The following is a 22,676-nucleotide window of genomic DNA, read 5'->3' as shown; positions in this document are numbered from 1 at the left end:
CGGAGCGTCCGCAGACGCTCCGCTATCCCGAAAATAAAAACAATTTTTCCGCTGAACATGGCTAGAGCGCAAGCGGAAGCCATTTTCAATCGTCTCGCCTTGCCCGGCGGGCTTTTTTGCGCCTTTTTGTGACAAACCCCGCCCGCTGTGGTACAATAAAAGGGTATCGAACCAAGACAGAAAGGACGTTTCCATGCAGCTGTTTGAACTGGTCAGCCCGCGGCTGTTCCGCCCGCTGGCGGGGCCCAACCGGGCGTTTTATGCAGAGCTTTTGCTGCTGCTCTGGGAGGAGTGCCGCCATACGGCAGATTACAGCATTTCCCGCGCCGAAGCCGTCTCCCGCGCCGAGGATTATTTTGCCGCGCTGGCAAAGCCGCTGGCGCTGGACGCCGACGGCGCGGGCGATGAGGACGAGCAGCCCACCCGCGACCCCCACACGCTGGCGGTGGGCTTTTTGCTGCGTCTGCGCCGCACCGGCTGGCTGGAGGAGCAGCCCGGCAGCTACGAAAGCGAGCCCACCTTTGCCTTTATGCCGGAGGTCACCCCGCTGTTGGATGCGCTGGAAGAGATCCTGAACCCCCGGGTGGTCACCTATACCGGCAAGCTGTATAAGGCGTGGCAGCTGCTGGGCAGCATCGGGCAGGAAAAAAGCCCCTACGAAAACGTGCTGCGGGAGGTGGCGGCAGACCTTGAGACTTTGAACAAGTCTCTGCGCGCCCTCAACGCTTCCATCGGGCATTATATCGACCGCCTGACCCATAACCGCACCCCGCAGGAGGTGCTGGAACTGTTCGACCAGTACGAGGAAAAGGTGGTGGCGGCGGCCTACCATCGCTTTAAAACCAGCGATAACCTGTTCAATTACCGCGCCTATCTGGAAGAAGAACTGGACGACTGCGAGCAGAACCAGCTGCCGCGCTTAGCGCTGGATTACGCCCGGGTGGAGCGCTGCGCCCCCGGCGAGGCTGCACCCCGGGTGCGTGCCCTCATCCAGCAGCAGCGGGACGCGCTGGAGGAGATGAGCACCCTGATGAAGGAGATCGACGCCAGCCACATCCGCTACCGCAAGCGGGCGGTGCAGCGGGCACAGTTTTTGCTGCTGAGCGACCGCTCGGCGCAGGGCAGCGTCACCGCCCTGCTGCGCCGCTATGCGGAGGACATCCGCAGCCCGGAACAGCTGTTTGAGCCGGACGATGGCCCGGTGGCGGCGCGGCTGCACCTGTACCCGGCGGCAGTGTTCGGCGCAAAGCCGCTGTATCCCCCCGCCGCGCCCCGCACTGAAGCACCTCTTGCCCCGGTGCGCACCGAACCTCTTGACCCCGACCGGCTGCGGCAGGAACAGCAGCTTCTGCTGGATTACGCCCGCCTTGCTGTCACCGAGGAAAACGTGGCGCTGCTGGCGCGGCAGGCATTGGCTGCCCGCGGGCAGGTGAACGCCTCCACCCTTGTGGAGGAATACCCGAACGATTTTACAGGCATCATCGGCCTGCACACCTATTCCCAGTCGCCGCACCGGGAGTATGATATCACCATGACCGGAAACTGGGTGGAGCGCGGCGGCTTCCGGTTTCAGGATTTTGTCCTGACCCGCCGCAAGGAGGTAAACACGGATGGCAACCATTGATCTGCTGGAAGAGACCGCAAACTATCTGCTCAACCACTGCTTCGTGCTGGGCGGTGTAGAGGAACAGCGGGCAAAATATCTGTATATTCAGGATCACCTCAACGAGGTGCGGGCAGTGTTCAAACCGCTGGGCTACGCGGTGCTTTTGTATCCCGCGCCCATGCAGGCGGCGGCGCTGGTCAACGAGCACGAGGGCAGTCAGGCACGGCTGCTCAAGTACGAAAGCATCCTGCTGCTGGTGCTGCGGCTTTTGTACCTGCAAAAGCGGGAAAGCCTTGCCGCCAGCGCGGACGAGGTGCTGGTCACGGTGGAAGAGGTGCAGGCAGAGCTGCAAAAGATGAACCTGCCCCGCAAGCTGGACCAGCAAACGCTGGAAAAGCTCATGCGCACCCTGCGCCGGTACAATCTGGCGCGTCCGGTGGGACGGCTCTCCGGGCTGGACAGCCGCATTGAGGTGTTCCCCACGGTGCTGCTGGCGCTGCCGGATGCCGACCTTGCGGATGCCGCCGCCGAGAGCGCCCGCACCCGCACCGAGCTTGGTCTGTACGAGCGCCCGGAGGGCGCAGACACCGAAGCAGGGGAGGGTGAAGCATGATCGAACTCAAGCGCCTGAAGCTTATCAACTGGCACAACTTTGAAAATACCACCTTCGACTGCGCCCGCCTGACCTATATGATCGGCGTGAACGCCGTGGGCAAGACCACCATTCTGGACGCCATCCGCTACTGCCTGACCACCAACCGCAACTTCAATGCGCTGGGCAATAAGAAAAGCGGACGCACCCTGCAAGGCTCTGTCCACGCCAAGCAGCGCGGCGAAAACGCCTACCGCCGCCCGGGGCATACCGTGGCGTATATCGGGGCGGAGTTCTGGGACAGCGTAAAGCACACCAGCTTTGTCATCGCGGTGCGGGTGGAGTCCGAAGGGCCCATGCAGGAGCTGCACCCCGGCGACCAGACATGGTATATCTCGGAGGACGGCATCACGCTGGAACAGCTGCCCTTCATCGACCCGCGCACCGGTGCGCCCAGCGCCAAGGAGGACTTCAAGCCCGCCGAGGGGCGGCTTTCCTACACCCGCAGCCCCAGTGAAGCGCGGGACCGCATCTGCCGCGCACTGGGCATCGGACGCGCAGCCAGCCCGCTGGGTAAAAAGTTCAACGAGGTGTTCCAGATGGGCACCAGCATGGACGAGATCCCGAATTTCCGGGAGTTTCTGTACCAGTATATCCTGCCCCAGCCGGAACTGGACTTGGAAGCCTTGCAGGGTGACCGCTTGGAGCTGGAAAACCTGCACGCTGTTCTGGCGGAAGCCCAGACCCGCGCCGATGCGCTGGACGAGATCGTGCGCTATGGCCGCGAAGCCACCGAAAAACAGACCGAAGCCCTTGTGAACCGGGGCGCCGCCCTGCTGGCGCGCGCCGCTGCCGATGCCGGGGAAAAGGCCGTCTGGCAGGAGCGGGTGGACGCCGGACGCCGCCAGCAGGAAACGCTGCGCACCCGCTACGCCGAGGCCAAGACCGCCGAAGCGGAAGCTCGCCGCGCCTACCTGACCGCCCACAGCGCCGCCGGTGCCAGCGGCGAGGGCCGCGCACTGGACGCCCTCAGCGAGGAGCTGGCGCACCGGCAGACCGCACTGGATGCCGCCGCCCGCCGCGCCGATACCGCCGAAAAAGCCGCCGAAAAGACCGGCAACCTGCTGGCGGTGCTGCGCCGCAGCGGCTTTGCCGCCGGACAGAAGATGGCAGACCTGACCCCCGACACCCTGCCCGCCCTGACCGACTGGCTGACCGCACAGGAAAAGCCGCTGGAAGAAGCCTATTTTGCCGCCCGGCAGCACACCGCCGCCCTGCAGCGGCAGCAGACCGAAAAACGCGCCGAGCTGGATGCCGTATCCGGCGGCAAGTGGGTGTACCCCCACGGCGACGCCGCCACCCGGGTGCGGGACGCCGTGAACGCGGAGCTGAAAAGCCGGGGCATGGAGCCGGACGCCCGCATCTTCTGCGAGCTGCTGAACGTGGAGGACGAAAGCTGGCAGGACTGCGTGGAAGCCTGTCTGGGCGACCGCCGGTTCGATATCCTTGTGCCGCCCGCCCACTACGCCGCCGCAAAGAGCGCCTTTGTGGCGCTGAAAGAGAAAGTCGGCCCCATCAGCCTGCTGGACACCCCGGGTCTGCGCAAGGCCAACCGCCGCGCCGACACCGCCCCCGCCGACAGTCTGGCGGCACAGGTCACCAGCGAAAACCCGCTGGCGGCGCAGTACGCCGACACCATCCTGCGCCGCATCGTCTGCTGCGACACCCCCGACACGCTGGAAAACTACCCCGACAGCGCCACCCGTGACCTTCTGCGCCACCACCCCTTCCGGTTGGAGCGTCTGCGCACCCCGCAGCGCTATATCGGTCTGGAAGCCCGCCGCGCCCGCGCCGGGGCACTGGCAGGGGAGATGAACGCCCTTGCTGAAGAGGTACGCGCCGCCGCACAGGCAGAGCAGAACCTGAAAGCCGCATACAGCCAGTACCAGACCCTTTTGCGCGGCACCACGCTGGAAGAGCTTGCCGCTTTGTGGGACGCCCGCGCCGCCCTGACCGCCGCCCGCGCGGCGGTGGACGAGCAGGCGGCAAAGCTGGCCGAGTGCCGCGAGAACCCGCTTTTGCAGCAGCTGTATAAAGAGGAAGAGGTGCGCGAGGCCGCATGGGAAGCCGCCCGCACCGCCGTGGAGCAGACCGGCGGCGATCTGCGCGTGTGCGAAAAACAGATCTCCTCCTGTGAGGCAGAGCAGCAGAAGGCGGTGGACACCACCGAAAAGAGCGCACAGGCTGCAGAAAGCTTTTTTGCCGCTCATCCGCTGGTGGAGCCGCTCTCCCGCAGCCGTCAGCAGGCGCTGACCGGGCCGGATAAGTCCCCCCGCGCCGCCGCGCAGGCCGCCGAAAAGGCACAGGCCAAGCTGGACGATGCCCTGACCGTCTACCTGAACAGCACGCTGGAACCGGCGCAGCGGGAATACAACCGGCGCTACGTCTGCGATTATCCTCTGGGTCTTGCCGGGCTGGAACAGTACCGCGCCCAGCATGAGAGCCTTGTGCGCATCGATTTGGAGCGCTACGCCGCCCGCCTGGAGCAGGCGCAGCGGGACTGCAAGGACCGCTTCCGCAAGGATATCCTGTTCCGCATGAAGGACGATATCTTCAACGCCCGGCGGCAGTTCCGGGAGCTGAACAAGGTCATGGAGCAGCTGACCTACGGCGAGGAAGTCTACCGCTTTGAGCTGGAACCCAGCCGCGACCCGCAGCTGGCGGCGTTCTATCAGGTCATCGTGGATAAAGGCAACCAGCAGATGACCGAGGGCGACTCTCTGGACAACCTTGCCGCCACCGCCGACCCCGCCTATGAGCGTCAGGTGGACGAACTGATGGAAAAGATCATGGCGGACGTGGACGAGAACACCCGCGCCCGGCAGGAGGGACGCACCGCCGCCGGTGCCACCCTTTCGGATTATGTGGACTACCGCACCTATCTGGACTACGATATCAAGGTGACCAATCAGGTCACCGGGCAGCAGGCGTATCTTTCCCGCGTCAGCCGCGATTCCTCCGGCGGCGAGAATCAGGCACCCTTCTATGTGGCCATCTGCGCAAGCCTTCTGCAAATTTACCAGAAGAGCGAGAACAGCATTCGTCTGGTGTTGCTGGACGAGGCCTTCAGCAAGATGACCAGCGACCGCATCCGCCCCATGATGGAACTGTTCCGCCGCCTGCAATTGCAGGTGCTGCTCATCTCCACCGTGGAAAAGAGCACCGCCATCCAGCCCTACTGCGATATCACCTACTCCATCGTCCGCCACGGCGACGCCAACGCCATCGCGCCCTTTGTCCGCCTTGCAGCGGAATAATGCAAAGCAGGGCTTGACATAAAAAATAAACTTTGCTATACTGTTTTTCGCTCATCGGAGGGCTGTTTCAACGTAATTGAAAGGCCGGATAAGATGTCATCGTTCGTGCTTCCCGGAGGCTGTGGGCACCGTAGTGCCGCAGCAGAAGAGGGAACGCACCGGAGCGATGGTTCTTATCCGACCTTTTTGCATATGTGAAGTTCAAAAAGGAGGAGCTATGCCAAAGGAAACCATCCAATTGTCCGATCATTTCAACTATTCCCGCCTGCTGCGGTTCGTGCTGCCCTGCATCGGCACCATGCTGTTCACCTCCATCTACGGCATCGTGGACGGCCTGTGTGTCTCCAACTTTGTGGGCAAGACGGCCTTTGCAGCGATCAACCTCATCATGCCGCTGCCGCAGATGCTGGGCACTGTCGGTTTTATGCTGGGCACCGGCGGCAGCGCCATCGTAGGCATCACGCTGGGCGAGGGCGACCAGAAAAAAGCCGACCGCTATTTTTCCATGTTTATGTGGGCAGCGCTCGTCTCGGCCGGTGTGCTGTCCGTGCTGGGCATTGTGTTTCTGCGGCCGACCGCCGTGCTGCTGGGCGCAAAGGGCGAGCTGCTGGACTATGCCGTGCGTTACGGGCGCATCCTGATGCTGGCGCTGCCGGGCTTCGCTTTGCAGAATCTGTTCCAAAGCTTTTTCGTCACCGCCGAAAAGCCGCATCTGGGCTTCTGGTTCACCGTTGGTGCAGGCTGCACCAATATGGTGCTGGACGTGGTGATGGTGGGTATGCTGCACTGGGGCGTGGAGGGCGCTGCCCTTGCCACCCTCATCAGCCAGCTGGTGGGCGGCGTGCTGCCGGCGTTTTATTTTATCGAACGCAGCAACACCAGCTGCCTGCACCTGTGCAGAACGCAGTTTTACGGCCGCGTGCTGTGGGATGCCTGCATCAACGGCTCTTCCGAACTGATGACCAGCCTTTCCATGTCGCTGGTCAATATCCTGTATAACTTCCAGCTGCTGCGGCTGGTCGGGGAAAACGGCGTGGCGGCTTACGGCGTCATCATGTACGCTGCCTTCCTGTTTGTGGCGGTGTTCGTGGGCTATGCCGTGGGCAGCGCGCCCATCGTCAGCTTCCATTACGGCGCGCGCAACCACGCCGAGGTGCATAACCTCTACCAAAAGAGCCTGCGCCTCATCGCCGTGGTGTCTGTGACCATGACGGCGGCGTCTATGGTCATCATCCCCCATGTGGCGCACATCTTTGTGGGCTACGATGTCCAGCTGCTGGCGCTGACCAGCCGCGCGTTCCGGCTGTATGCGCTGTGCTTCCTCATCAAGGGCTTCAACATCTATGCATCCTCCTTCTTCACTGCACTGGGCGACGGCGTGACCAGCGCTCTCATCTCCTTTCTGCGCACGTTTCTGTTCCAGATGGCCGCGCTGCTCGTCCTGCCCGCCCTGTGGGGCATTGACGGCGTGTGGCTGGCTGTCACCGCCGCCGAACTGGCCACGCTGGCGGTGACCGTGTATATGTTTGTGACAAAAGACCAGAAATTCCATTACCGTCATGCTTGACGCGTCATAACAGGAAAGCCGCCGGGGCCCCGGCGGCTTTCCTGTTATTCAAAGGTATATTCCACCAGCTGGCAGTTTTTGATGCCCGCAGCGGCGTACTCCTCGTTGGTCATATCGTAAAAATAGGAGTGCACCACCCGGGCAATGCCGTTGTGTGCCACCAGCAGGTAAGTCTTGCCGGTGTCCGCCTTCAACTCGTCCAGCAGGTTGTAGATGCGCTGCGCCAGCTGCATCATGCTTTCGCCGCCCACATAGCGGTCGGCAAAGTGGGTCTTGGAGATGCGGAACTCCGCACCGTCCCGGGGCGTGCCCTCGTATTTGCCGAAGCACTGCTCCCGCAGGCGGGGCTCGCAGCGGGCGGGCAGACCGGTAGCGGCGGCAATGGCTTTTGCGGTGTCGGCGGCGCGGGAGAGGGGAGAGTACAAGATCTCGTCGATGTGCAGGCCGCTGTCCCGGACAAGCGCGCCCAGCTGCCGCGCCTGCTCCTGCCCGTGGGCGGTCAGCGGGCTGTCGGTCATGCCGCAGATCTTATTTTCCACGTTCCATACCGTCTCGCCGTGACGGGTGAAATAGATATTATGCATAAAAATACTCCTTACAGCTTGTGCAGGGTGCCGTCCGGCAGCAGACAGACGGTGTCTCCCTCGTCGATGCCAAGAAATGTCAGCTCCCTGTCCGGGTAGGGCAGAATGCGGGCAGCCCCGGCGGCATCGGTCAGGGTCACATCGCACAGCACCGGCTGCCCGGCGGGCAGCTCCTCGCAGCCGTACAGCTGCTCGTCAATGCGCAGCACGCGGTATTCCGGCATGGTACAGCCCCTCCTTTGTGTTTTTCCTTATTATATAGCACCCGGGGGCTTTGGTGCAAGGGGGAACGATTTGAAATGGCCGCCGCGTGCGCTTTGGCCATGTTCAGCGGAAAAATTATTTTTAATTCGCAATTCTGGAAAATCTGCGGATTTTCCAGAATTGCCTTTTCACGGGAGGGGTCGTAACGGTAAGCAGCTGCCGTTCATCTTTACGACCCCTCTGGTGAAAAAGTGTTCCAGAAACGCCCGCAGGCGTTTCTGGAACACAAATATAAAAATCAAATTCCGCTGATTATGCGCAGAGCGAAGCGGAGCGCATTCTAAATCGTCAAATCGTCCCGCCGCCCGGCGGCTGAGGGCAAAAAAACTCCCCCGCTTGACAGCGGCGCGGAGAAATTGTTACAATACGATTACGACTGCAAACCATGCGGAGGGGTTCATGAATATTACGGAACTGCGGTATCTGGTAGCCATCATGAAATGGGGGTCGGTGTCGGCGGCGGCAAAGCAGCTGTACGCGGCGCAGCCCAATGTCAGCAAGGCGCTGAAGAATCTGGAAGAGGAATACGGGGTGCGCATTTTCGAGCGCTCCTCCACGGGCATGATCCCCACCGAGCAGGGCAAGCGGTTCATCGCGCAGGCGCAGCGGGTGCTGCAGCAGGTGGACGAGCTGAAGCAGGAGGCGCACCAGCAGCGCAGCTGCGCCGAGCTGCGGGTGGTGCTGACCCATGCCACCTACGCCTCCTATGCGGCGGTGGATTTTTTGCAGCAGGCAGCCCGCAGCGAGCAGCTGCGGGCACATATCCGGGAGAGCGGTGCCATTGAAGCCTTGGACTTTGTGCTGCGGCAGGGCTACCACATGGCGCTGCTGCGCTACGCCGCCGAGGATGAGGACTACTACCTGCGCTACTGCCAGCGCCACGGTCTGCGGCAGGAGCCTATCATGGAGTTTTCCTACCTGCTGCTCACCAGTCAGGACAGCCCGCTGGCGCGGCGTCAGGTGCAGAACCTTGACGAACTGAACGATTACATCGAGGTGCTGCACGGCGACACCCATCTGCCCGGGGACGAGAGCACCGCTTCCCGCTGGGAGGTGAACCCCAACCGCCGCATCCATGTGTACGAGCGGTGCAGCCAGTTCTCCATTTTGCAGAATCTGCCCACGGCCTATATGTGGTCGTCCCCCATGCCGCAGCGCGCGCTGGAGCAGTACCATCTGGCGCTGCACAGCTGCCCGGCGCAGAAGCAGCAGATGCGGGACGTGCTGGTGTACCCGGAGCGGGAGCCTTTGCAGCCGGAGGAGCAGCTGTTTGTGCAGCTGCTGCACAAGCAGGCAGATGCCACCATCAAGGACAGCGGGTGGAAGAAGATTTGAAATGCACGCCGCGTCTTCCGGGTTGCGGCACCCAGCATCCGCATCGTGCCTTGGGCGGCACGCGCGTCTTGCTGGCCGCTGCCCCAACAACTCCTCCCTGTTTCCGCCACTGGCGGCGGTCGTCGTCGTTGCACTCTAGCCATATTCAGAGGAAGAATTATTTTAAATTTTGGGGTACAGAAACGCCTGCGGGCGTTTCTGTACCCTTTTTTCACGGAGGGTGGTTTGGAACGAACTCCCTCAGTCAAAGCCTGACGGCTTTGCCAGCTCCCTCTAAGAGGGAGCCTCTGGCGCACCCGGAAACGTTGCACTTTAGCCGGAAACCGTACCGTTATGCCAAAGGCCCCATCTCCGAGGGGGCTGTCGCCGTAGGCGACTGGGGGAGTTCCCTCGGGAGCGCCTGAGAGGGCGGATTTCCCTTCTTTTCGTCCCAAATTCCACGTTTTGGGGAGAAAATCGCAAACGATTAAGCAAAATGCACAAAAAGGCGGCGCAAAGTTTGGCGGGGGCGGACTTGACCGTTTCCGGGAGAAAGTTTTTGAGAAACAGAACGACGAATTAAAACGTGTTATCGCCACAAAATAAAAGTTTGCATAAACAAATAAAATAAGCGGCTATATACTTTTTGATATGGGAACTATACCTAAAAAATATTAACACAATTATGAAAAAGGTGTTAACATGAAGCCAGAGATCGGTCATAGCCGCAGTATGGCATAAGCTGTCGGCGGCTGAAATCAAAAAGGAGGTTTCTGGTATGATTAGTTTCTTACTGTGTCTGGCGCTTCTGATCGTAGGCTACTTTGTCTATGGTAAGATCGTGGACAACACGTTCGGACCGGACGACCGCGAAACTCCTGCTGTGCGCATCAACGATGGCGTTGACTACGTTGTGATGCCCCAGTGGAAGCTGTTCCTCGTCCAGCTGCTGAACATTGCAGGTCTGGGCCCCATCTTTGGTGCACTGCAGGGTGCTCTGTGGGGTCCCGTGGTGTTCCTGTGGATCACCTTCGGCACCATCTTTGCCGGCGGCGTACATGACTACTTCTCCGGCATGATGAGCGAGCGCAACGACGGCGCTTCCATCGCTGAGGTCACCGGCCGCTATCTGGGCCCCGTGATGCAGAACATCATGCGTGTGTTCTCTGTGGTGCTGCTGATCATGGTCGGTACCGTGTTCGCAGTCGGCCCCGCAGGCCTGATCGTTACCCTGTGCAAGAACGGCGGTATGTCCGGTCTGATGACCACCACTCTGTTCTGGCTGATCATCATTCTGGTGTACTACTTCATCGCAACCTTTATCTCCATTGATGCCATCATCGGTAAGATCTACCCCCTGTTCGGCATCTGCCTGATCATCATGGCCGTGGGCGTTATCTTTGGTATCTTCACCAACCCCGCCTACACCATCCCCGAGATCTGGGCAAACTTCAGCAATATGCACCCCTCTAACACTCCTATCTGGAGCTTCATGTTCATCACCGTTGCCTGTGGTGCTATCTCCGGTTTCCACTCCACCCAGTCGCCTCTGATGGCTCGCTGCATGAAGAGTGAGAAGCAGGGTCACTTCGTATTCTACGGTGCAATGGTCAGCGAGGGCATCATCGCTCTGATCTGGGCTGCTGCTGGCTGCGCACTGTACACCATTACCGACGGCAAGATGGTCGGTCTGGCCGAGGCTCTGGCTGCCGGTCAGTCTGCCGCTATCTACGACGTCTGCCTCAAGACCATGGGTAATGTCGGCGTGGCACTGGCTATGATCGGTGTCGTTATCTGCCCCATCACCTCTGGTGATACCGCCTTCCGTTCCGCTCGTCTGACCCTGGCCGACTGGCTCAAGATCGATCAGGACAGCTACGCAAACCGCCTGAAGCTCTGCATCCCCGTGCTGGGCGTTGGTGCCTTCCTTGGCATCGGCAATGCACTGGGCTTCATCAACTACACCGTCATCTGGCGTTACTTCAGCTGGACCAACCAGACGCTGGCTATGATCGTCCTGTGGGCTGCTTCCATGTACCTGTTCAAGGAGAAGAAGAACTTCTGGATCACCGCCGTGCCTGCAACCTTCATGAGCGCTGTGTCCTGCACCTACTTCGTGCTGGCTCCCGAGTGCCTGGGCAAGATGATCAACACCTATGCGGACGGCAAGCTGGTGGCTTACAACACCGCCGTTGCTTACCCCATCGGCATTGTCTTTGCCATCGCAATGCTGGCTCTGTTCCTCCATGCTACCAAGAAGAGCTCTACTTCCAAGGCATAAGGAACTGACGGCTCTATATTTCCGTAAGTAACCTGCGCCCGCCGCTGCCTGACCGTACAGCGGCGGGCGCTGTTTTTTGAAAAAAATCAGGGCTTGCAATTGCCCCCGTCCCGTGGGAAAATAGGGGCGTAGAATTTAAAGCAAAGAAGGGAACTACCCATGATTTTCAAACCCGCACAGCTGGGCATGGCAAAGCTTGACCCGCAGGAGCTGGAGGCAGACAAAAAAGCCTGCCGGAAGATCGGCCCCTGCGGCGTAGGCAAAAAGGCGCTGTACCTGAACAGCTTTTACATCGACCGCTGCTATTATCTGCCCTATGGCAGCATCACCCGGGTGTTCAAGCGGGTGGCTATGAGCTCCGGCGGCTTTTCCGGCAAGGGCGTGTTTGCCTCCATGGCCTATCTGGTGGTAGAGTACGACGACGGCAAGCAGAAGCAGTGCAACTTCAAGGACGAGCGGGATGTGGACGCTTTGCTGGAAGTGCTTGCCAAGGAGCAGCCGCAGCTGCATCTGCTGAGCGCCGCCGGAGAGCAGGCGCTGGAGAAAAAGGCTGCCGAAAAGGCCGCCCGCAAGCTGCCGGAGCTTTCCGAGGAAGCACAGCACAGCCTTACCGTGCTGCGCCGCGCCAAGGAGTATCTGGACGCAAAGCCGGAGCTTTCCGCCGAGCTGAGCGCTGCCCAGCGCCGCAAGCGTGCGCAGCTGCAAAGCAAGCCGGTGTACCGGTATGTGGCGCTGGCGATCTTTGTGCTGGGCGTTGCGGCTGCGGTCTACGGTCTGTACTCCGTGTTCAGCCATACCGGCAGCTACGGCGTGTACTTTGCGCTGTTCGGCTTTGCCGCCATCTTCCTGTTTTCCAGCTACAATATGCTGCCTACCGCCCACAATAACAACAACGCCATCATGAAGCGTGCAGAAAAGGCCGAGGCAGCCATGGCAGAGTATGTGAAGCACTACCCCCACGGGGCTTTCCCGGTGGCAAGCTGGTATGCCCACCCCATCGTGCTCAAGCAGATGATGGACGCCGTGGAGGAGGGCCGCGCCGTCACCGTGCCCGAGGCACTGGATGCAGTCAAGGCGCGCCTGAAGAGCCTGAACGCGGACGTGCAGGTGGAGCAGGAGGAATACGACGAGGTGGTGGTCATCAAGGCCCTGTTCCTCAACCACGATTATCAGTAAAACCTTGTGATAACACAAAGCCGGACGGCCCGCGGGCCGTCCGGCTTTTGCTTTTACAGGGCAGGAGCTGCTGTTCAGAACAGGCGGCGAAGCCCTATGACACAAGGGGACTTTTGAACAGTAGCTCATTATTACCACTTTTGAATATTGGATAGTATTTAAAAGCATCGTGCTTTCGTTATATTTGCAACTGCTCCCTACTGTTCAAAACTTCTGGCTACTTTTGAACAGTAGGGAAAAAAGCGCAGTGTTCTGCGTGTTTTGGCGCAGAAAAAGTAACTATTCAAAACTCTATGGGTCATAGGGGACTTTTGAACAGTAGCGGCTGTGCCTTAAATCGCGGCGGCAAGGCACACGCGGCGCACATTCCAAATCGTCCTCTTACGCCGCCGCGGGCTTGCGGAAGATAGCCATTGCACGCTTGTAACAGCTGGCGAAATAGGCGATCTCCGCCAGCGCGGTCAGTGTCCAGCTGCACGGGTACAGCAGGTACAGCGCCGGGATGGTGTGGAAGTGGGCAAAGATGGTGTACACCCAGATCACCCGGAATACGCAGGAGCCCAGCACCACGATGACGGTGGGCACCACCGTCTTGCCCAGCCCACGGGAGGCGGCGATGGTGCAGTCCATAAAGGCGGAGACGCCGTAGGCAAAGGCCATCACGGTTACGCGCTTCATGCCGGCGTCGATGACCGCCGCCTCGGTGGTGAACAGCGCAAGGAAGGCCGGCCCGCAGAAGAACAGCGCCGCGCCCAGTACAAGCCCCACGCCGAAGGAGTAGCCCAGACTGATGAAGTAGCTCTTCTTCACCCGGTCAGGCCGTCCCGCGCCGTAGTTCTGGCTCATAAAGCTGGCGCAGGCCATATAGAAGGCCGCCATGCAATCATAAATCAGACCGTCCGCGTTGGCGGCGGCACTGTTGCCCTTGACCATCAAAGAGTCAAAGGAGTTGACGCCCGCCTGAATGAACAGGTTGGCAATGGCAAAAATAGCATTCTGCAATCCGGCGGGTACGCCCAGCGCAAGGATGCTCTTGGCTTGCGCCGGGTCCAGCTGTAATTTGTGCAGATCCAGCGCGTAGCAGTCCTGCACCCGGGTCAGCGCCCGCAGGATCAGAAATGCCGAAACGCACTGGCTGATGGCACTGGCCAGCGCCACACCCACCACGCTCAGATCGCACACGATGACAAAGAATAGGTTCAGCGCAATGTTCAGGGCACCGGCAATGGACAGATACATCAGCGGCTTTTTGGTGTCGCCGATGGAGCTGAACACCGCGTTGCCGAAGTTGTACAGCGCCAGCGCCGGCATGCCCAGAAAATACACCCGCAGATACAAAATCGCGCCGGGCAGCAGATCCTCTTTGGTGTTCAGCAGCCGCAGCATGGCGGGGGAGCCCAGCAGACCGATGAGCAGCAACGCCACACCGGCAACGGCGCTGATGATGGCCGCCGAGTGGACGGTCTTTTCCACGTCCTTGGGATGGCGCGCGCCGTAAAAACGCGCCACCAGCACGTTGATGCCGTTGCTCAGACCGATGAGAAAGCCGGTGAACAGGGTCACCAGCGTGCTGGTGGAGCCCACAGCACCCAGCGCCGTAGAACCGGCAAAGCGCCCCACCACCGCCACGTCCGACATATTGAACAGCACCTGCAGCAGGTTGGAAAGCGCCAGCGGCAGACTGACCAGAAAGATCTGCTTGGCCAGAGGGCCTTCCGTCAGCGTATTCGTTTGAGAAGCCATACTCTTTTTTCCTTTATCCTATACATCCTAACCGTACCCGCGCACACCGGGGCACAGCCTCTATTATAAGGCACTGCGCCGCTTTTGCAAGATGGATTCGATAAAATAAATAAAAAGGACTGCTGCACAAAACCTGTGCAGCAGTCCTTGGTGCAGTAAAGCAATCCAAATCCGAACCATTTTCCTTTGATGCGGCTTGGGCCGCTTCCTCAAACGTGATGGTCTGTGTACCTTCTTTATAGTTAAAGGTTATCAAAACCTTATCATCGTACAGATAAATCGAATTGATGAACGTATCCACCAACGCTTGCCTCTGGTCTTTCAGGCTCATGTCCAGTTTACGGAAGCGCATCAGCCAGAAACGGATAAATTCCTCTTTGATTTTTGGCTTTGCCAGCTTTTCTTCCGCAATGCGGGCTTCAAGCTCACGCTTGGTTTCTTCGAGCTGTTCCAACCGTTCCTTGGTGGAACTGGTCAGGATTCCAGCCTGAATCGCATTGAGCATATTCTGGATACCCGATTCCGCATCCCGAAGCTGCTTTTCATAAAGGGGAATGTTGGCGTTTTCCTTATTTTGCAGTTCCATCACCTTGGCGATGATGGACTCCATAGCGGCATCGTCTTTCACAAGCTGCATGGTCTGGTTGACCACCAGATCTTCCAGCCACTGTTTACGGACGGTCTTTTTCTTGCAGCCTTTATGCTTTTTGGCAGTAGCACATTTATAATAGCGGTGGACTTCGCCCGTCCGGCTCGTGCCGCTTTCGCCAAACATCAATGCCCCACAGTAGCCGCAGAACAGCTTGGTGGTGAGCAGGTAGTCATCCTCTGCCTTTCTACGGGCAGGGGCTTTTTTGTTTTTGGCGATTTTCTCCTGCACATCCTCAAACAGTTCCAGCGGAATAATGGGCGGGATGGCATCCGGCACGACCACATCCCGGAATTTCAGTTCTCCGATGTACCGCCGGTTCTTGAGCATATGTTCAACGCTGTTATAAGTAAACGCACCGCCCACCGGGTTCTTGATGCCGTTTTCGTTCATCCAGTCCCGGATTTCCTTCATGGTGGAGCCTTCATTGTACTTCTTGAACGATCCCAGCACAAAAGGCGAGGTGAGAGGGTCAATGTGGAACTTCCGCTCCGAATCCAGCGTATAGCCAAAGGTTCCACGACCACCGTTGCAGCGGCCTTTCAGGATGTTCTCAGTCTGTCCACGCACGACCTTCTCGGCAAGGTCGGCGGAGTAGTATTCCGCATAACCTTCCAGCACCGATTCCAGAATGATGCCTTCCGGCCCCTCGGAGATGATCTCGGTAGCCGACATGAGCTTGACACCGTTCTTCTTTAACTGAGTCTTGTACCGGGCACTATCGTAGCGGTTTCGGGCAAAGCGGTCCAGCTTCCAGACCAGCACGATGTCAAACAGCTTTTTGTCGCTGTCCTTAATCATCTGCTGGAACTCGGGGCGGTTGTCCGTCTTGGCGGAGATAGCACGGTCAATATAGTGCTTGACGATGGTGATGCCGTTTTTCTCGGCATAAGCCGTGCATTCCCGGATCTGGCCTTCGATGGATTCTTCGCGCTGGTTGTCCGAGGAATAGCGAGCATAGATCACGGCGGTCATGGCGGGCACCTCCATTTTATACGTCATTGAACGGTAATACGTTCATCAAAGCAATGTTTCGTATAATGTATATACCACGGTTTTGCCCTGATTGCAAGCCCAATGATTTATTTTCATGATTCCAACAGACAAATTGTCTTAAGATTATATTCCGAGCAAAATGTGAAGTCCAAGCCCGGCCACGCCGCACAGGCACATGGTCAGGATGGGATTCCACTTGAGCTTCCGTAGCACAAAAAATGCCGATGCAAAACTGCCGATGCCGATCCAGTCTACGTTGGCGAGCGTCTTTGCACTCTCTCCGAACACCACCATAGACAGTATAGAAAGACCTGCACCAAAGATAAGCGCTACAATGACCGGACGCAGGCAGGCCAGAACACTTTGCAGCAGAGAAATATCCTTGTATTTACGATAGATGCAGGATAGAAGTGAAACAAAGAACAGCGCCGGTGCAATGCAACCTAGTGTTGCAATGATGGCTCCGGGTACCTGCGCGATACGCAAACCAACAAAAGTTGCCGAGTTGACCGCAATGGGACCAGGGGTCATTTCTGCAATCGTGATGAGGTCAGTAAACTCCTGCATCGTCAGCCAGCCATGTTGTTCCACCACTTGGCTCTGGATCAGCGGCATGGCCGCATAGCCGCCGCCTACGCTGAACATACCCACCTGCAAAAAGCTGAGAAAAAGCTGTAAGTAGATCATTTTGCACCACCTTTTTTCCACTGGACCAGAGCCAGCACCACGCCGAATACTGCGGCGGCAAGGATGACCACCACCACATTGACATCAAACACCGTATTTGCGACAAACGCTGCGACCATCAGGGCAATATACACCCATGAGCGGGTCTTCAGCACCTTGCCGCCGAGGTCGAATACAACATCCAGAATGACCGCCGCCACACCAGCCTGCATTCCCTTGAGTAACAACGCGATATAGCGATTGGTGGCAAAAGCATTGTAGAACACAGAAATGACTGAAAGTATGACCATAGGTGGGATGATGGTGCCCAACACTGCCACGATCATTCCAATCAAGCCTTCTACCTGCCAGCCTACCAGAATTGCAGCATTGACCGCGATTGCGCCCGGAGAGGACTGCGCCAACGCTGTCATATCCAGCATTTCCTGTTCATCGATCCAGTGCAGCTCATCTACAAATTTTTTCTTCATAAAGGTCACGATGACAAAGCCGCCGCCGAAGGTAAAGCTGCTAATGTACAGCGTACTCAAAAACAGCTTCCAAAGCCGTGCTAACCGTGTACCGTATGTTTTATTTTCATCCATACAAGTTTTCTTCTCCTTTTTTTGATTTTCGGACAACTATATTCGTTTTCTTACTATTTCAAACAGCTTTTAACTGTTACTGCTTGCGAAAGCCCGTATTTTCCGGTATCCTTGTTTTAAGAACTGCGAAGCACGGAGGGAATCTCTATGAAACATAATACATTTCTCGTCAAGCCAGCGTCCAGCCTGTGCAATCTGCGTTGCCGGTACTGCTTTTATGACGATGTTTCCAACAGCCGAGCCTGCAAAAATATGGGACTGCTTTCCCATGAAATGGCAGGAGAACTGGTTGAAAAGGCTTTTGCAGCCACAGAAGAAGGCGGCAGCGTCCATTTTCTGTTTCAGGGCGGCGAACCGACTCTTGCCGGGTTGGATTTCTTCCGGTTCTTTCTGGAAACGGAGCGTTCCATGCAGCGCAATATCTCTGTGTTCCACAGCATCCAGACCAATGGCATTTGTCTGGATGAAGAGTGGGCTTCCTTTTTCAAAGCCAACTCTTTCCTCGTAGGCCTCTCTCTGGACGGCACACAGGAGAACCATGATCTCTATCGGCTGGACGCAGCTGGGCAGGGCACATGGGATAAAGTAACTCATGCGCTTGCGCTGCTGGATGCCTACAGGGTCGAAACGAATCTGCTCTGTGTTGTGACCGGACAGCTGGCCAGAAAGCCGCAGCGAGCCTTCAAAAGCCTCTGCGAGTTGGGACAGCACAATCTGCAATTCATCCCATGTCTTGACCCACTTGATACGATTGGAGGGCAGGCATATTCTTTAACGCCGGAACTTTATGGTCGTTTTCTGTGCGGCGTCTTTGATACTTGGTATCAGCAGCTGCAACGAGGCAATTATATCAGCGTTCGCAATTTTGAGGACTATCTGCGTATCCTGCTGGGAATGCCGCCTACCTCCTGCGCTTCCTCCGGTTCCTGTGGACATTATCTTACCGTAGAAGGTGACGGAAGCCTTTATCCCTGTGACTTTTATGTTCTGGATGAGTGGAAGCTGGGAAATCTGAGCCACTGTACCGTTGAAGATGCGCTTGATTCTCCCACAAGCCAGACATTTCTGGCACAGGGCCGCAAACGCCCGGCGGAATGCGCAGCATGTGCTTATCAGCTGCTCTGCCGGGGCGGATGCAAGCGAGATTGGGATGCCTCTGGAAGCAACCGCTTTTGCGCAGCGTATAAGCAGTTCTTTGCCTATGTGCTTCCGCGCCTGCATACTGCTGCACATTTTCTGGCACAACAAAACCGATAAAGAGATTCTCCCGGAGAGCAGTACTGCCTCCGGGAGAATCTTTATTTTACCTTTTTGATCTTCCGGATGGAATGGCCATCGTAGAGGATGGGCTTCATGACATAAGTGTAGTTCCGGTCATCGCATTCGCCGGTGGAAATCATCTCCATAAGCCGCAGCGCAAGCTGACGTCCCATCTCGAAGCCTTGCTCCACGGAGCAGGTAACATCCTCCTGCCGATAAGTTTCTTCGGAATAATCAAAACAGACCAGCGAATAATCTTCGGGTACAGTCTTCCCCATTTTCTGCAGGGTTTTCATGACCAGCCGATAGATGATGTAGTTGCAGCAGACGATAGCGGTGCATTTAGGGATGCTCTTCAGAAATCTTTCAATGGAACGGACATAGCTTTCGTTGTGGGCTTCGTCCGAAATACACCACTTGATGTAATCATCGTTCAGTTCCAAACCACGATTTCGCATCGCTTCCGCCATGCCTTGAAACTTTTCTACGCTCTGGTAGTTGTCGTACACGAAGATGCCTGCAATGTGGCTGTGTCCGGCATCCATCAGGCGTCCTATCAGCTGATGGGCACATTCGATGTCATTGATCGTTACGCGGGGGCAACGCAAGTTCCGATAGAAGTTGTTGTAGAATATCACCGGGATCTTACGTCGGTAAAGCTCCTTGTAGCAGTCAAGATTTGGGCTGAGGATGCTCGATTTGACACCATCCACGATGAAACCGTGAAAATTCTGATGTACCACAGTCTCCAGACAGCGGCGTTCGTTGCAGAATTTGTTATCGGTCAGAAATACATGGAGGTCAACCTGCTCCTGCGTCAGAACACTGCGAACCCCTTCGATTAATCCCGAATTGGCACTTGTATCCTGTCCCTGCAGGACAAGGCCGATTTTATAAAGGGCATCATCTGTGTTCAAATCCCGCGTCATTACTTTTTCCCGGTGGAAATAAGTCCCACTTCCCTTGAGCTTGTACACGAGTCCTTCTGCTACCAACTGGTCGATGGCCACTCGTATCGTTTCTCGGCTGACACCCAGCTTCCGGCAGAGCGCATTTTCCGAAGGCAAACGCTGGTTCCCGGAAAATTTGTTTTCGTCAATATAAGCCAGAAGCCAGCGATAAACCTGATCGGATTTTTTCTCAGCAGCCGAGAGCATGGGCAAACGCTCCTTTTCAGTCGGTGATGGTGGGGCGGGTGCCTTCTGCGTGCTGTATCCAGTTCAGCAAGCGCTCACGAAGCTCCGCTTTGACGTCGGCGTATGCAGGATCTGCGACAACATTGTTCAGCTGCCACGGGTCTTTCTGCATATCATAGAGGAAGTCGTCCGCATACACATCAGATGCCGCAGCCTCGCCGCCATTGACACCGGGGGCATAGACAGAGTACATATAATCTGCCGTGCGGATGCAGCGGCCGCAGCGGCTCTCCGAGATTTGGGCGTAGACCTCATTAGCTCTATTATGATTTTTCTTTTCCACAACGTCAAGCAGATTTTCGCCGATCATCTTGTCGCCGACATCCACGCCTGCCAAAGCCAACAGAGTCTTGGGGATGCTCTCGGTGCTGACCAGCTCGGTGACTTCCTTGCCGCCCTTGAACGGGCCGCCGCAGATGACCAGCGGCACATGCAGGCAGCCGTCGTGGCACGAGCGCTTATAGTCATCGTATCCGTTCAGATGGGCGTCGCGGTTGCGGGTCTTGAAATGAGAGCCATGGTCGGAAGCGTAAAGGATAACAGTATTCTCATACAGACCCTTTTCTTTCAGTTTTTCCACCAGCTTGCCGAGGTTCTCGTCGAGGCTTGCGCACTGTCCCAGATAATCCGGATACTCTTCTGCTGCATTGCCGCCCAGAGCCTTCAAGTCTTCGGGGAGGACAAAATCCGCAAATCGCTGCTTCGAGCCGTTGGGGCCTTCGTAGTGGTTGTGGTCATTCTGATGGTGCGGCTCAATTTGGGATACGGTCATGAAGAAGGGCTTTTCGCCGGTGTACTGGTCGAGGTAGTCCAGCGCGAACTGGTTGATGCAGTCAGCACGGTAGCCCTTAAAATCGATGCGGTTGTTGTTCTCGTCGAACACATAGCCGTCGTAGCCGTGGGAGGTAAATTCCAGCACATCGGCTGCACGCCAGTAGCCGGTGTAGCCGCCGCGCAACTCCAACGGAACGGCTGTAATGGTATGGTCAATGGTCGGCTTCTTTTCCAGCTCGCCATCCGAGGCCAGATGCCACTTGCCGACATAGGCAGTTTCGTAGCCGGCATCTTTTTCCATATACTCGCCCAGAGTCTTGATATTCGAGGGCAGCATCAGGTTATTGCGGAAACAGCCTGTCTCAGTGGGGTATTTTCCGGTCTGGAACAGAGCACGGCAGGGGCCGCACACCGGCTGAGGCGAAAAGGCATTGTCAAACTTCACACCCTCTGCCGCCAGCTTGTCCAGATTAGGCGTGATATTCAGTGGCTGGCCGAAGCAGCCGCAGGTGTCCCAGCGCTGCTGGTCACTGAAATAGAAAATGATATTATATGCCATGGTTTTACCTCCCTTTACTGTTCTGCTTTGGTGTTCTTTGCTTCCTTCATCTTGCCGCGCAGAATGCCGAGAATGACCACCACGATCAGCGCAATGAAGATCCAGCAGTACACACTACTGACGAAAATTCTGGGGCTTCCATCCGAGATGAGCAAAGCACGGCGGAAGTTGGTTTCCGTCATGTTGCCCAGCACCATACCCAACAGCACAGGGACAGCGGGCAGCTCCAGCTTGCGCATGAACCACGCCATCACGCCGAACACCAGCGCAACGCTCAAATCAAAATAGCTGCTGTTCACCGAGTAAGCACCGGCGAAACAGAAAATCACGATGATGGGTGTCAAGATCTGCTGAGGGATGGAGACGACCTTTGCAAACAGGCTAGTCAGGTATTTGCCCTGCAGGAACATGAAGATGTTCACGAGGATAAGGCCCAGCATGATGGCATACATGATAGCGCCGTCGGTGGTGAACAGCGAGAGACCGGGGTTCAGGCCATTTATCATCAGGGCCGACAACATGATGGCCACGCAGCCGTCGCCGGGGATGCCCATCGTCAGCAAGGGAATCAGGGTCGCGCCACAGACGGCATTGTTGGCAGACTCAGCAGCCGCAACGCCCTCCACAGAACCGTGGCCGAATTCCTCGGGATGCTTGGACAGGTTCTTCGCAGTGTTGTAGGAGAACCACGAGGCCTCCGACGCACCCGTGCCAGGTACGATACCAACACAGGAACCGATGATAGAACCCATCAGCACTGGTCGGAACATCCGCTTATATTCATCTTTTGTGATTTTGCCGTCATCATTGCCGATTTTTCCGGCGTGAAGGTTCAACTCATTCCGCTTCAGCTCTGCCTTGCCAATGATTTCCACCAGTGCGAACAAACCGATGAGGGTAACGGCAAGGTCAAGACCCAGATACAGACGGGGAATACCAAATGTAAAGCGGTCATAGCTGGTCATGGGGTCTGCGCCCACACAGGAAATAAGCAAACCAAGGCAGGCGGCGATGATGCCCTTGACAAGGCTCTTACCAGAAACGCCTGCAATAATCGTCATGCCGAACAGGCAGACCATAAAGTACTCCGCCGTGCCGAGCTGTGCCGAAATTTTTGCGACCTGAGGGCCGAGGAAGAGCAGCACCAACGCAGAGAAGATACCGCCAAAGGTAGATGCATAAAGTGCAATTTTCAACGCCGCCTTAGTGCGGCCCATTTTGGACAGCGGATAGCCGTCCAGCATAGTAGCCGCCGCGTGGGGCGTACCCGGCGTGTTGATAAGGATAGCCGATACCGAGCCACCATAGCCACCTGCGCAGTAAATGCCCAACAGGAACATCATGCCGGGAATCGCACGCATGGTATAAGTGACAGGCAGGAATAGGATGATGCAGAGGATAACACTTAATCCCGGGATGGCCGCGAACACGCAGCCAATAAAGACGCCGAGGTTTATCCAGATGATATTTTCGAGGGTGAAAAGCAGCCCGGAGGCCGGGCCGATAAAGTCAAACAAACCCATATTC

17 protein-coding genes are annotated in these 22,676 nt (G+C 57.3%); 8 read left to right on the top strand and 9 right to left on the bottom strand.

All coding sequences use genetic code 11. From position 1 onward, the window contains the following. The first annotated feature begins 193 nt into the window (after nucleotides 1-193). The 4 genes from MTP36_RS15730 to MTP36_RS15715 all read left to right on the top strand — a co-directional run bounded on the left by MTP36_RS15730 (nucleotide 194) and on the right by MTP36_RS15715 (nucleotide 7,082). Nucleotides 194-1,624 carry a Wadjet anti-phage system protein JetA family protein gene (locus MTP36_RS15730; protein ID WP_249252430.1) on the top strand — a complete coding sequence of 477 codons (1,431 nt, stop codon included), beginning with the start codon at nucleotides 194-196 and terminating at the stop codon, nucleotides 1,622-1,624. Continuing rightward, the gene (locus MTP36_RS15725; protein WP_249252429.1) at nucleotides 1,611-2,219 is read left to right on the top strand and encodes a DUF4194 domain-containing protein; all 609 of its coding nucleotides are present in this window, start codon (nucleotides 1,611-1,613) and stop codon (nucleotides 2,217-2,219) included. Before MTP36_RS15730 ends, MTP36_RS15725 begins: the two co-directional genes overlap by 14 nt. Continuing rightward, nucleotides 2,216-5,515, top strand: coding sequence for an ATP-binding protein (locus MTP36_RS15720; protein WP_249252427.1), 3,300 nt, complete (start codon nucleotides 2,216-2,218; stop codon nucleotides 5,513-5,515). The genes MTP36_RS15725 and MTP36_RS15720 overlap by 4 nt, the downstream gene beginning before the upstream one ends. 217 nt (nucleotides 5,516-5,732) lie before the next feature. Further along, the gene (locus MTP36_RS15715) at nucleotides 5,733-7,082 is read left to right on the top strand and encodes an MATE family efflux transporter (protein ID WP_249252425.1); all 1,350 of its coding nucleotides are present in this window, start codon (nucleotides 5,733-5,735) and stop codon (nucleotides 7,080-7,082) included. A 44-nt stretch (nucleotides 7,083-7,126) separates the two neighbouring features. On the opposite strand, the gene MTP36_RS15710 is transcribed toward MTP36_RS15715, so the two are convergent. Beyond that, the gene (locus tag MTP36_RS15710) at nucleotides 7,127-7,666 is read right to left on the bottom strand and encodes a histidine phosphatase family protein (protein ID WP_249252417.1); all 540 of its coding nucleotides are present in this window, start codon (nucleotides 7,664-7,666) and stop codon (nucleotides 7,127-7,129) included. A gap of 11 nt (nucleotides 7,667-7,677) precedes the next feature. Beyond that, complete coding sequence (locus tag MTP36_RS15705) at nucleotides 7,678-7,890, bottom strand: hypothetical protein (RefSeq protein WP_249252416.1); 213 nt, start codon at nucleotides 7,888-7,890, stop codon at nucleotides 7,678-7,680. A 439-nt stretch (nucleotides 7,891-8,329) separates the two neighbouring features. Here MTP36_RS15705 and MTP36_RS15700 point away from each other — a divergent pair, with 439 nt between their 5' ends. From MTP36_RS15700 to MTP36_RS15690, 3 genes are all read left to right on the top strand, one after another. Beyond that, entirely contained in the window at nucleotides 8,330-9,265 is a 936-nt protein-coding gene (locus tag MTP36_RS15700) for a LysR family transcriptional regulator (protein ID WP_055186420.1), read from the top strand. Nucleotides 9,266-10,022: 757 nt separating this feature from the next. Beyond that, on the top strand, nucleotides 10,023-11,525 hold the full coding sequence (locus MTP36_RS15695; protein WP_249252414.1) for a carbon starvation CstA family protein: 1,503 nt from the start codon (nucleotides 10,023-10,025) through the stop codon (nucleotides 11,523-11,525). Nucleotides 11,526-11,684: 159 nt separating this feature from the next. After that, nucleotides 11,685-12,701: an ATPase P gene (locus MTP36_RS15690; RefSeq protein WP_249252412.1), complete on the top strand. Its 1,017-nt coding sequence runs from the start codon at nucleotides 11,685-11,687 to the stop codon at nucleotides 12,699-12,701. Between the two features lie 381 nt (nucleotides 12,702-13,082). Here MTP36_RS15690 and MTP36_RS15685 read toward each other — a convergent pair whose 3' ends face one another. The 4 genes from MTP36_RS15685 to MTP36_RS15670 form a co-directional block, all read right to left on the bottom strand. Continuing rightward, complete coding sequence (locus MTP36_RS15685) at nucleotides 13,083-14,444, bottom strand: MATE family efflux transporter (protein ID WP_249252410.1); 1,362 nt, start codon at nucleotides 14,442-14,444, stop codon at nucleotides 13,083-13,085. Between the two features lie 13 nt (nucleotides 14,445-14,457). Next, nucleotides 14,458-16,068, bottom strand: coding sequence for a recombinase family protein (locus MTP36_RS15680; protein ID WP_249254444.1), 1,611 nt, complete (start codon nucleotides 16,066-16,068; stop codon nucleotides 14,458-14,460). Nucleotides 16,069-16,212: 144 nt separating this feature from the next. Next, a complete protein-coding gene (locus tag MTP36_RS15675) occupies nucleotides 16,213-16,776 on the bottom strand; it encodes a chromate transporter (protein WP_005941145.1) in 564 nt (187 codons plus the stop codon). Beyond that, nucleotides 16,773-17,360, bottom strand: a complete 588-nt coding sequence (locus MTP36_RS15670) for a chromate transporter (RefSeq protein WP_005941143.1) — start codon at nucleotides 17,358-17,360, stop codon at nucleotides 16,773-16,775. Before MTP36_RS15670 ends, MTP36_RS15675 begins: the two co-directional genes overlap by 4 nt. A gap of 147 nt (nucleotides 17,361-17,507) precedes the next feature. Between MTP36_RS15670 and MTP36_RS15665 the strand changes: the two genes are divergently transcribed. Further along, nucleotides 17,508-18,617: an anaerobic sulfatase maturase gene (locus MTP36_RS15665; RefSeq protein ID WP_015536708.1), complete on the top strand. Its 1,110-nt coding sequence runs from the start codon at nucleotides 17,508-17,510 to the stop codon at nucleotides 18,615-18,617. A 41-nt stretch (nucleotides 18,618-18,658) separates the two neighbouring features. On the opposite strand, the gene MTP36_RS15660 is transcribed toward MTP36_RS15665, so the two are convergent. Genes MTP36_RS15660 through MTP36_RS15650 form a run of 3 tightly spaced genes read right to left on the bottom strand, consistent with a single transcriptional unit; the run spans nucleotide 18,659 to nucleotide 22,672 of the window. Further along, complete coding sequence (locus tag MTP36_RS15660) at nucleotides 18,659-19,777, bottom strand: GntR family transcriptional regulator (protein WP_005941137.1); 1,119 nt, start codon at nucleotides 19,775-19,777, stop codon at nucleotides 18,659-18,661. Between the two features lie 16 nt (nucleotides 19,778-19,793). Beyond that, nucleotides 19,794-21,149 carry a sulfatase-like hydrolase/transferase gene (locus MTP36_RS15655; RefSeq protein WP_005941134.1) on the bottom strand — a complete coding sequence of 452 codons (1,356 nt, stop codon included), beginning with the start codon at nucleotides 21,147-21,149 and terminating at the stop codon, nucleotides 19,794-19,796. A gap of 14 nt (nucleotides 21,150-21,163) precedes the next feature. Continuing rightward, nucleotides 21,164-22,672 (bottom strand): tripartite tricarboxylate transporter permease, encoded by a 1,509-nt coding sequence (locus MTP36_RS15650; RefSeq protein ID WP_005941131.1) that lies wholly within the window; start codon nucleotides 22,670-22,672, stop codon nucleotides 21,164-21,166. Between the last annotated feature and the right edge of the window lie 4 nt (nucleotides 22,673-22,676).

Origin of the sequence: Faecalibacterium sp. I4-1-79 (assembly GCF_023347235.1) — a bacterium.
GTDB lineage: Bacteria > Bacillota > Clostridia > Oscillospirales > Ruminococcaceae > Faecalibacterium > Faecalibacterium tardum.
The sequence above is the reverse complement of the archived record's forward strand: the minus strand, read 5'-3'. Positions and strand labels throughout refer to the sequence as shown.

Excerpts from the sequence above, each read along its gene's own strand:
- MTP36_RS15730 (WP_249252430.1), top strand. The coding sequence starts at position 194 with ATGCAGCTGTTTGAACTGGTCAGCCCGCGGCTGTTCCGCCCGCTGGCG.
- MTP36_RS15725 (WP_249252429.1), top strand. The coding sequence starts at position 1,611 with ATGGCAACCATTGATCTGCTGGAAGAGACCGCAAACTATCTGCTCAAC.
- MTP36_RS15720 (WP_249252427.1), top strand. The coding sequence starts at position 2,216 with ATGATCGAACTCAAGCGCCTGAAGCTTATCAACTGGCACAACTTTGAA.
- MTP36_RS15715 (WP_249252425.1), top strand. The coding sequence starts at position 5,733 with ATGCCAAAGGAAACCATCCAATTGTCCGATCATTTCAACTATTCCCGC.
- MTP36_RS15710 (WP_249252417.1), bottom strand. The coding sequence starts at position 7,666 with ATGCATAATATCTATTTCACCCGTCACGGCGAGACGGTATGGAACGTG.
- MTP36_RS15705 (WP_249252416.1), bottom strand. The coding sequence starts at position 7,890 with ATGCCGGAATACCGCGTGCTGCGCATTGACGAGCAGCTGTACGGCTGC.
- MTP36_RS15700 (WP_055186420.1), top strand. The coding sequence starts at position 8,330 with ATGAATATTACGGAACTGCGGTATCTGGTAGCCATCATGAAATGGGGG.
- MTP36_RS15695 (WP_249252414.1), top strand. The coding sequence starts at position 10,023 with ATGATTAGTTTCTTACTGTGTCTGGCGCTTCTGATCGTAGGCTACTTT.
- MTP36_RS15690 (WP_249252412.1), top strand. The coding sequence starts at position 11,685 with ATGATTTTCAAACCCGCACAGCTGGGCATGGCAAAGCTTGACCCGCAG.
- MTP36_RS15685 (WP_249252410.1), bottom strand. The coding sequence starts at position 14,444 with ATGGCTTCTCAAACGAATACGCTGACGGAAGGCCCTCTGGCCAAGCAG.
- MTP36_RS15680 (WP_249254444.1), bottom strand. The coding sequence starts at position 16,068 with ATGACCGCCGTGATCTATGCTCGCTATTCCTCGGACAACCAGCGCGAA.
- MTP36_RS15675 (WP_005941145.1), bottom strand. The coding sequence starts at position 16,776 with ATGATCTACTTACAGCTTTTTCTCAGCTTTTTGCAGGTGGGTATGTTC.
- MTP36_RS15670 (WP_005941143.1), bottom strand. The coding sequence starts at position 17,360 with ATGGATGAAAATAAAACATACGGTACACGGTTAGCACGGCTTTGGAAG.
- MTP36_RS15665 (WP_015536708.1), top strand. The coding sequence starts at position 17,508 with ATGAAACATAATACATTTCTCGTCAAGCCAGCGTCCAGCCTGTGCAAT.
- MTP36_RS15660 (WP_005941137.1), bottom strand. The coding sequence starts at position 19,777 with ATGCTCTCGGCTGCTGAGAAAAAATCCGATCAGGTTTATCGCTGGCTT.
- MTP36_RS15655 (WP_005941134.1), bottom strand. The coding sequence starts at position 21,149 with ATGGCATATAATATCATTTTCTATTTCAGTGACCAGCAGCGCTGGGAC.
- MTP36_RS15650 (WP_005941131.1), bottom strand. The coding sequence starts at position 22,672 with ATGGGTTTGTTTGACTTTATCGGCCCGGCCTCCGGGCTGCTTTTCACC.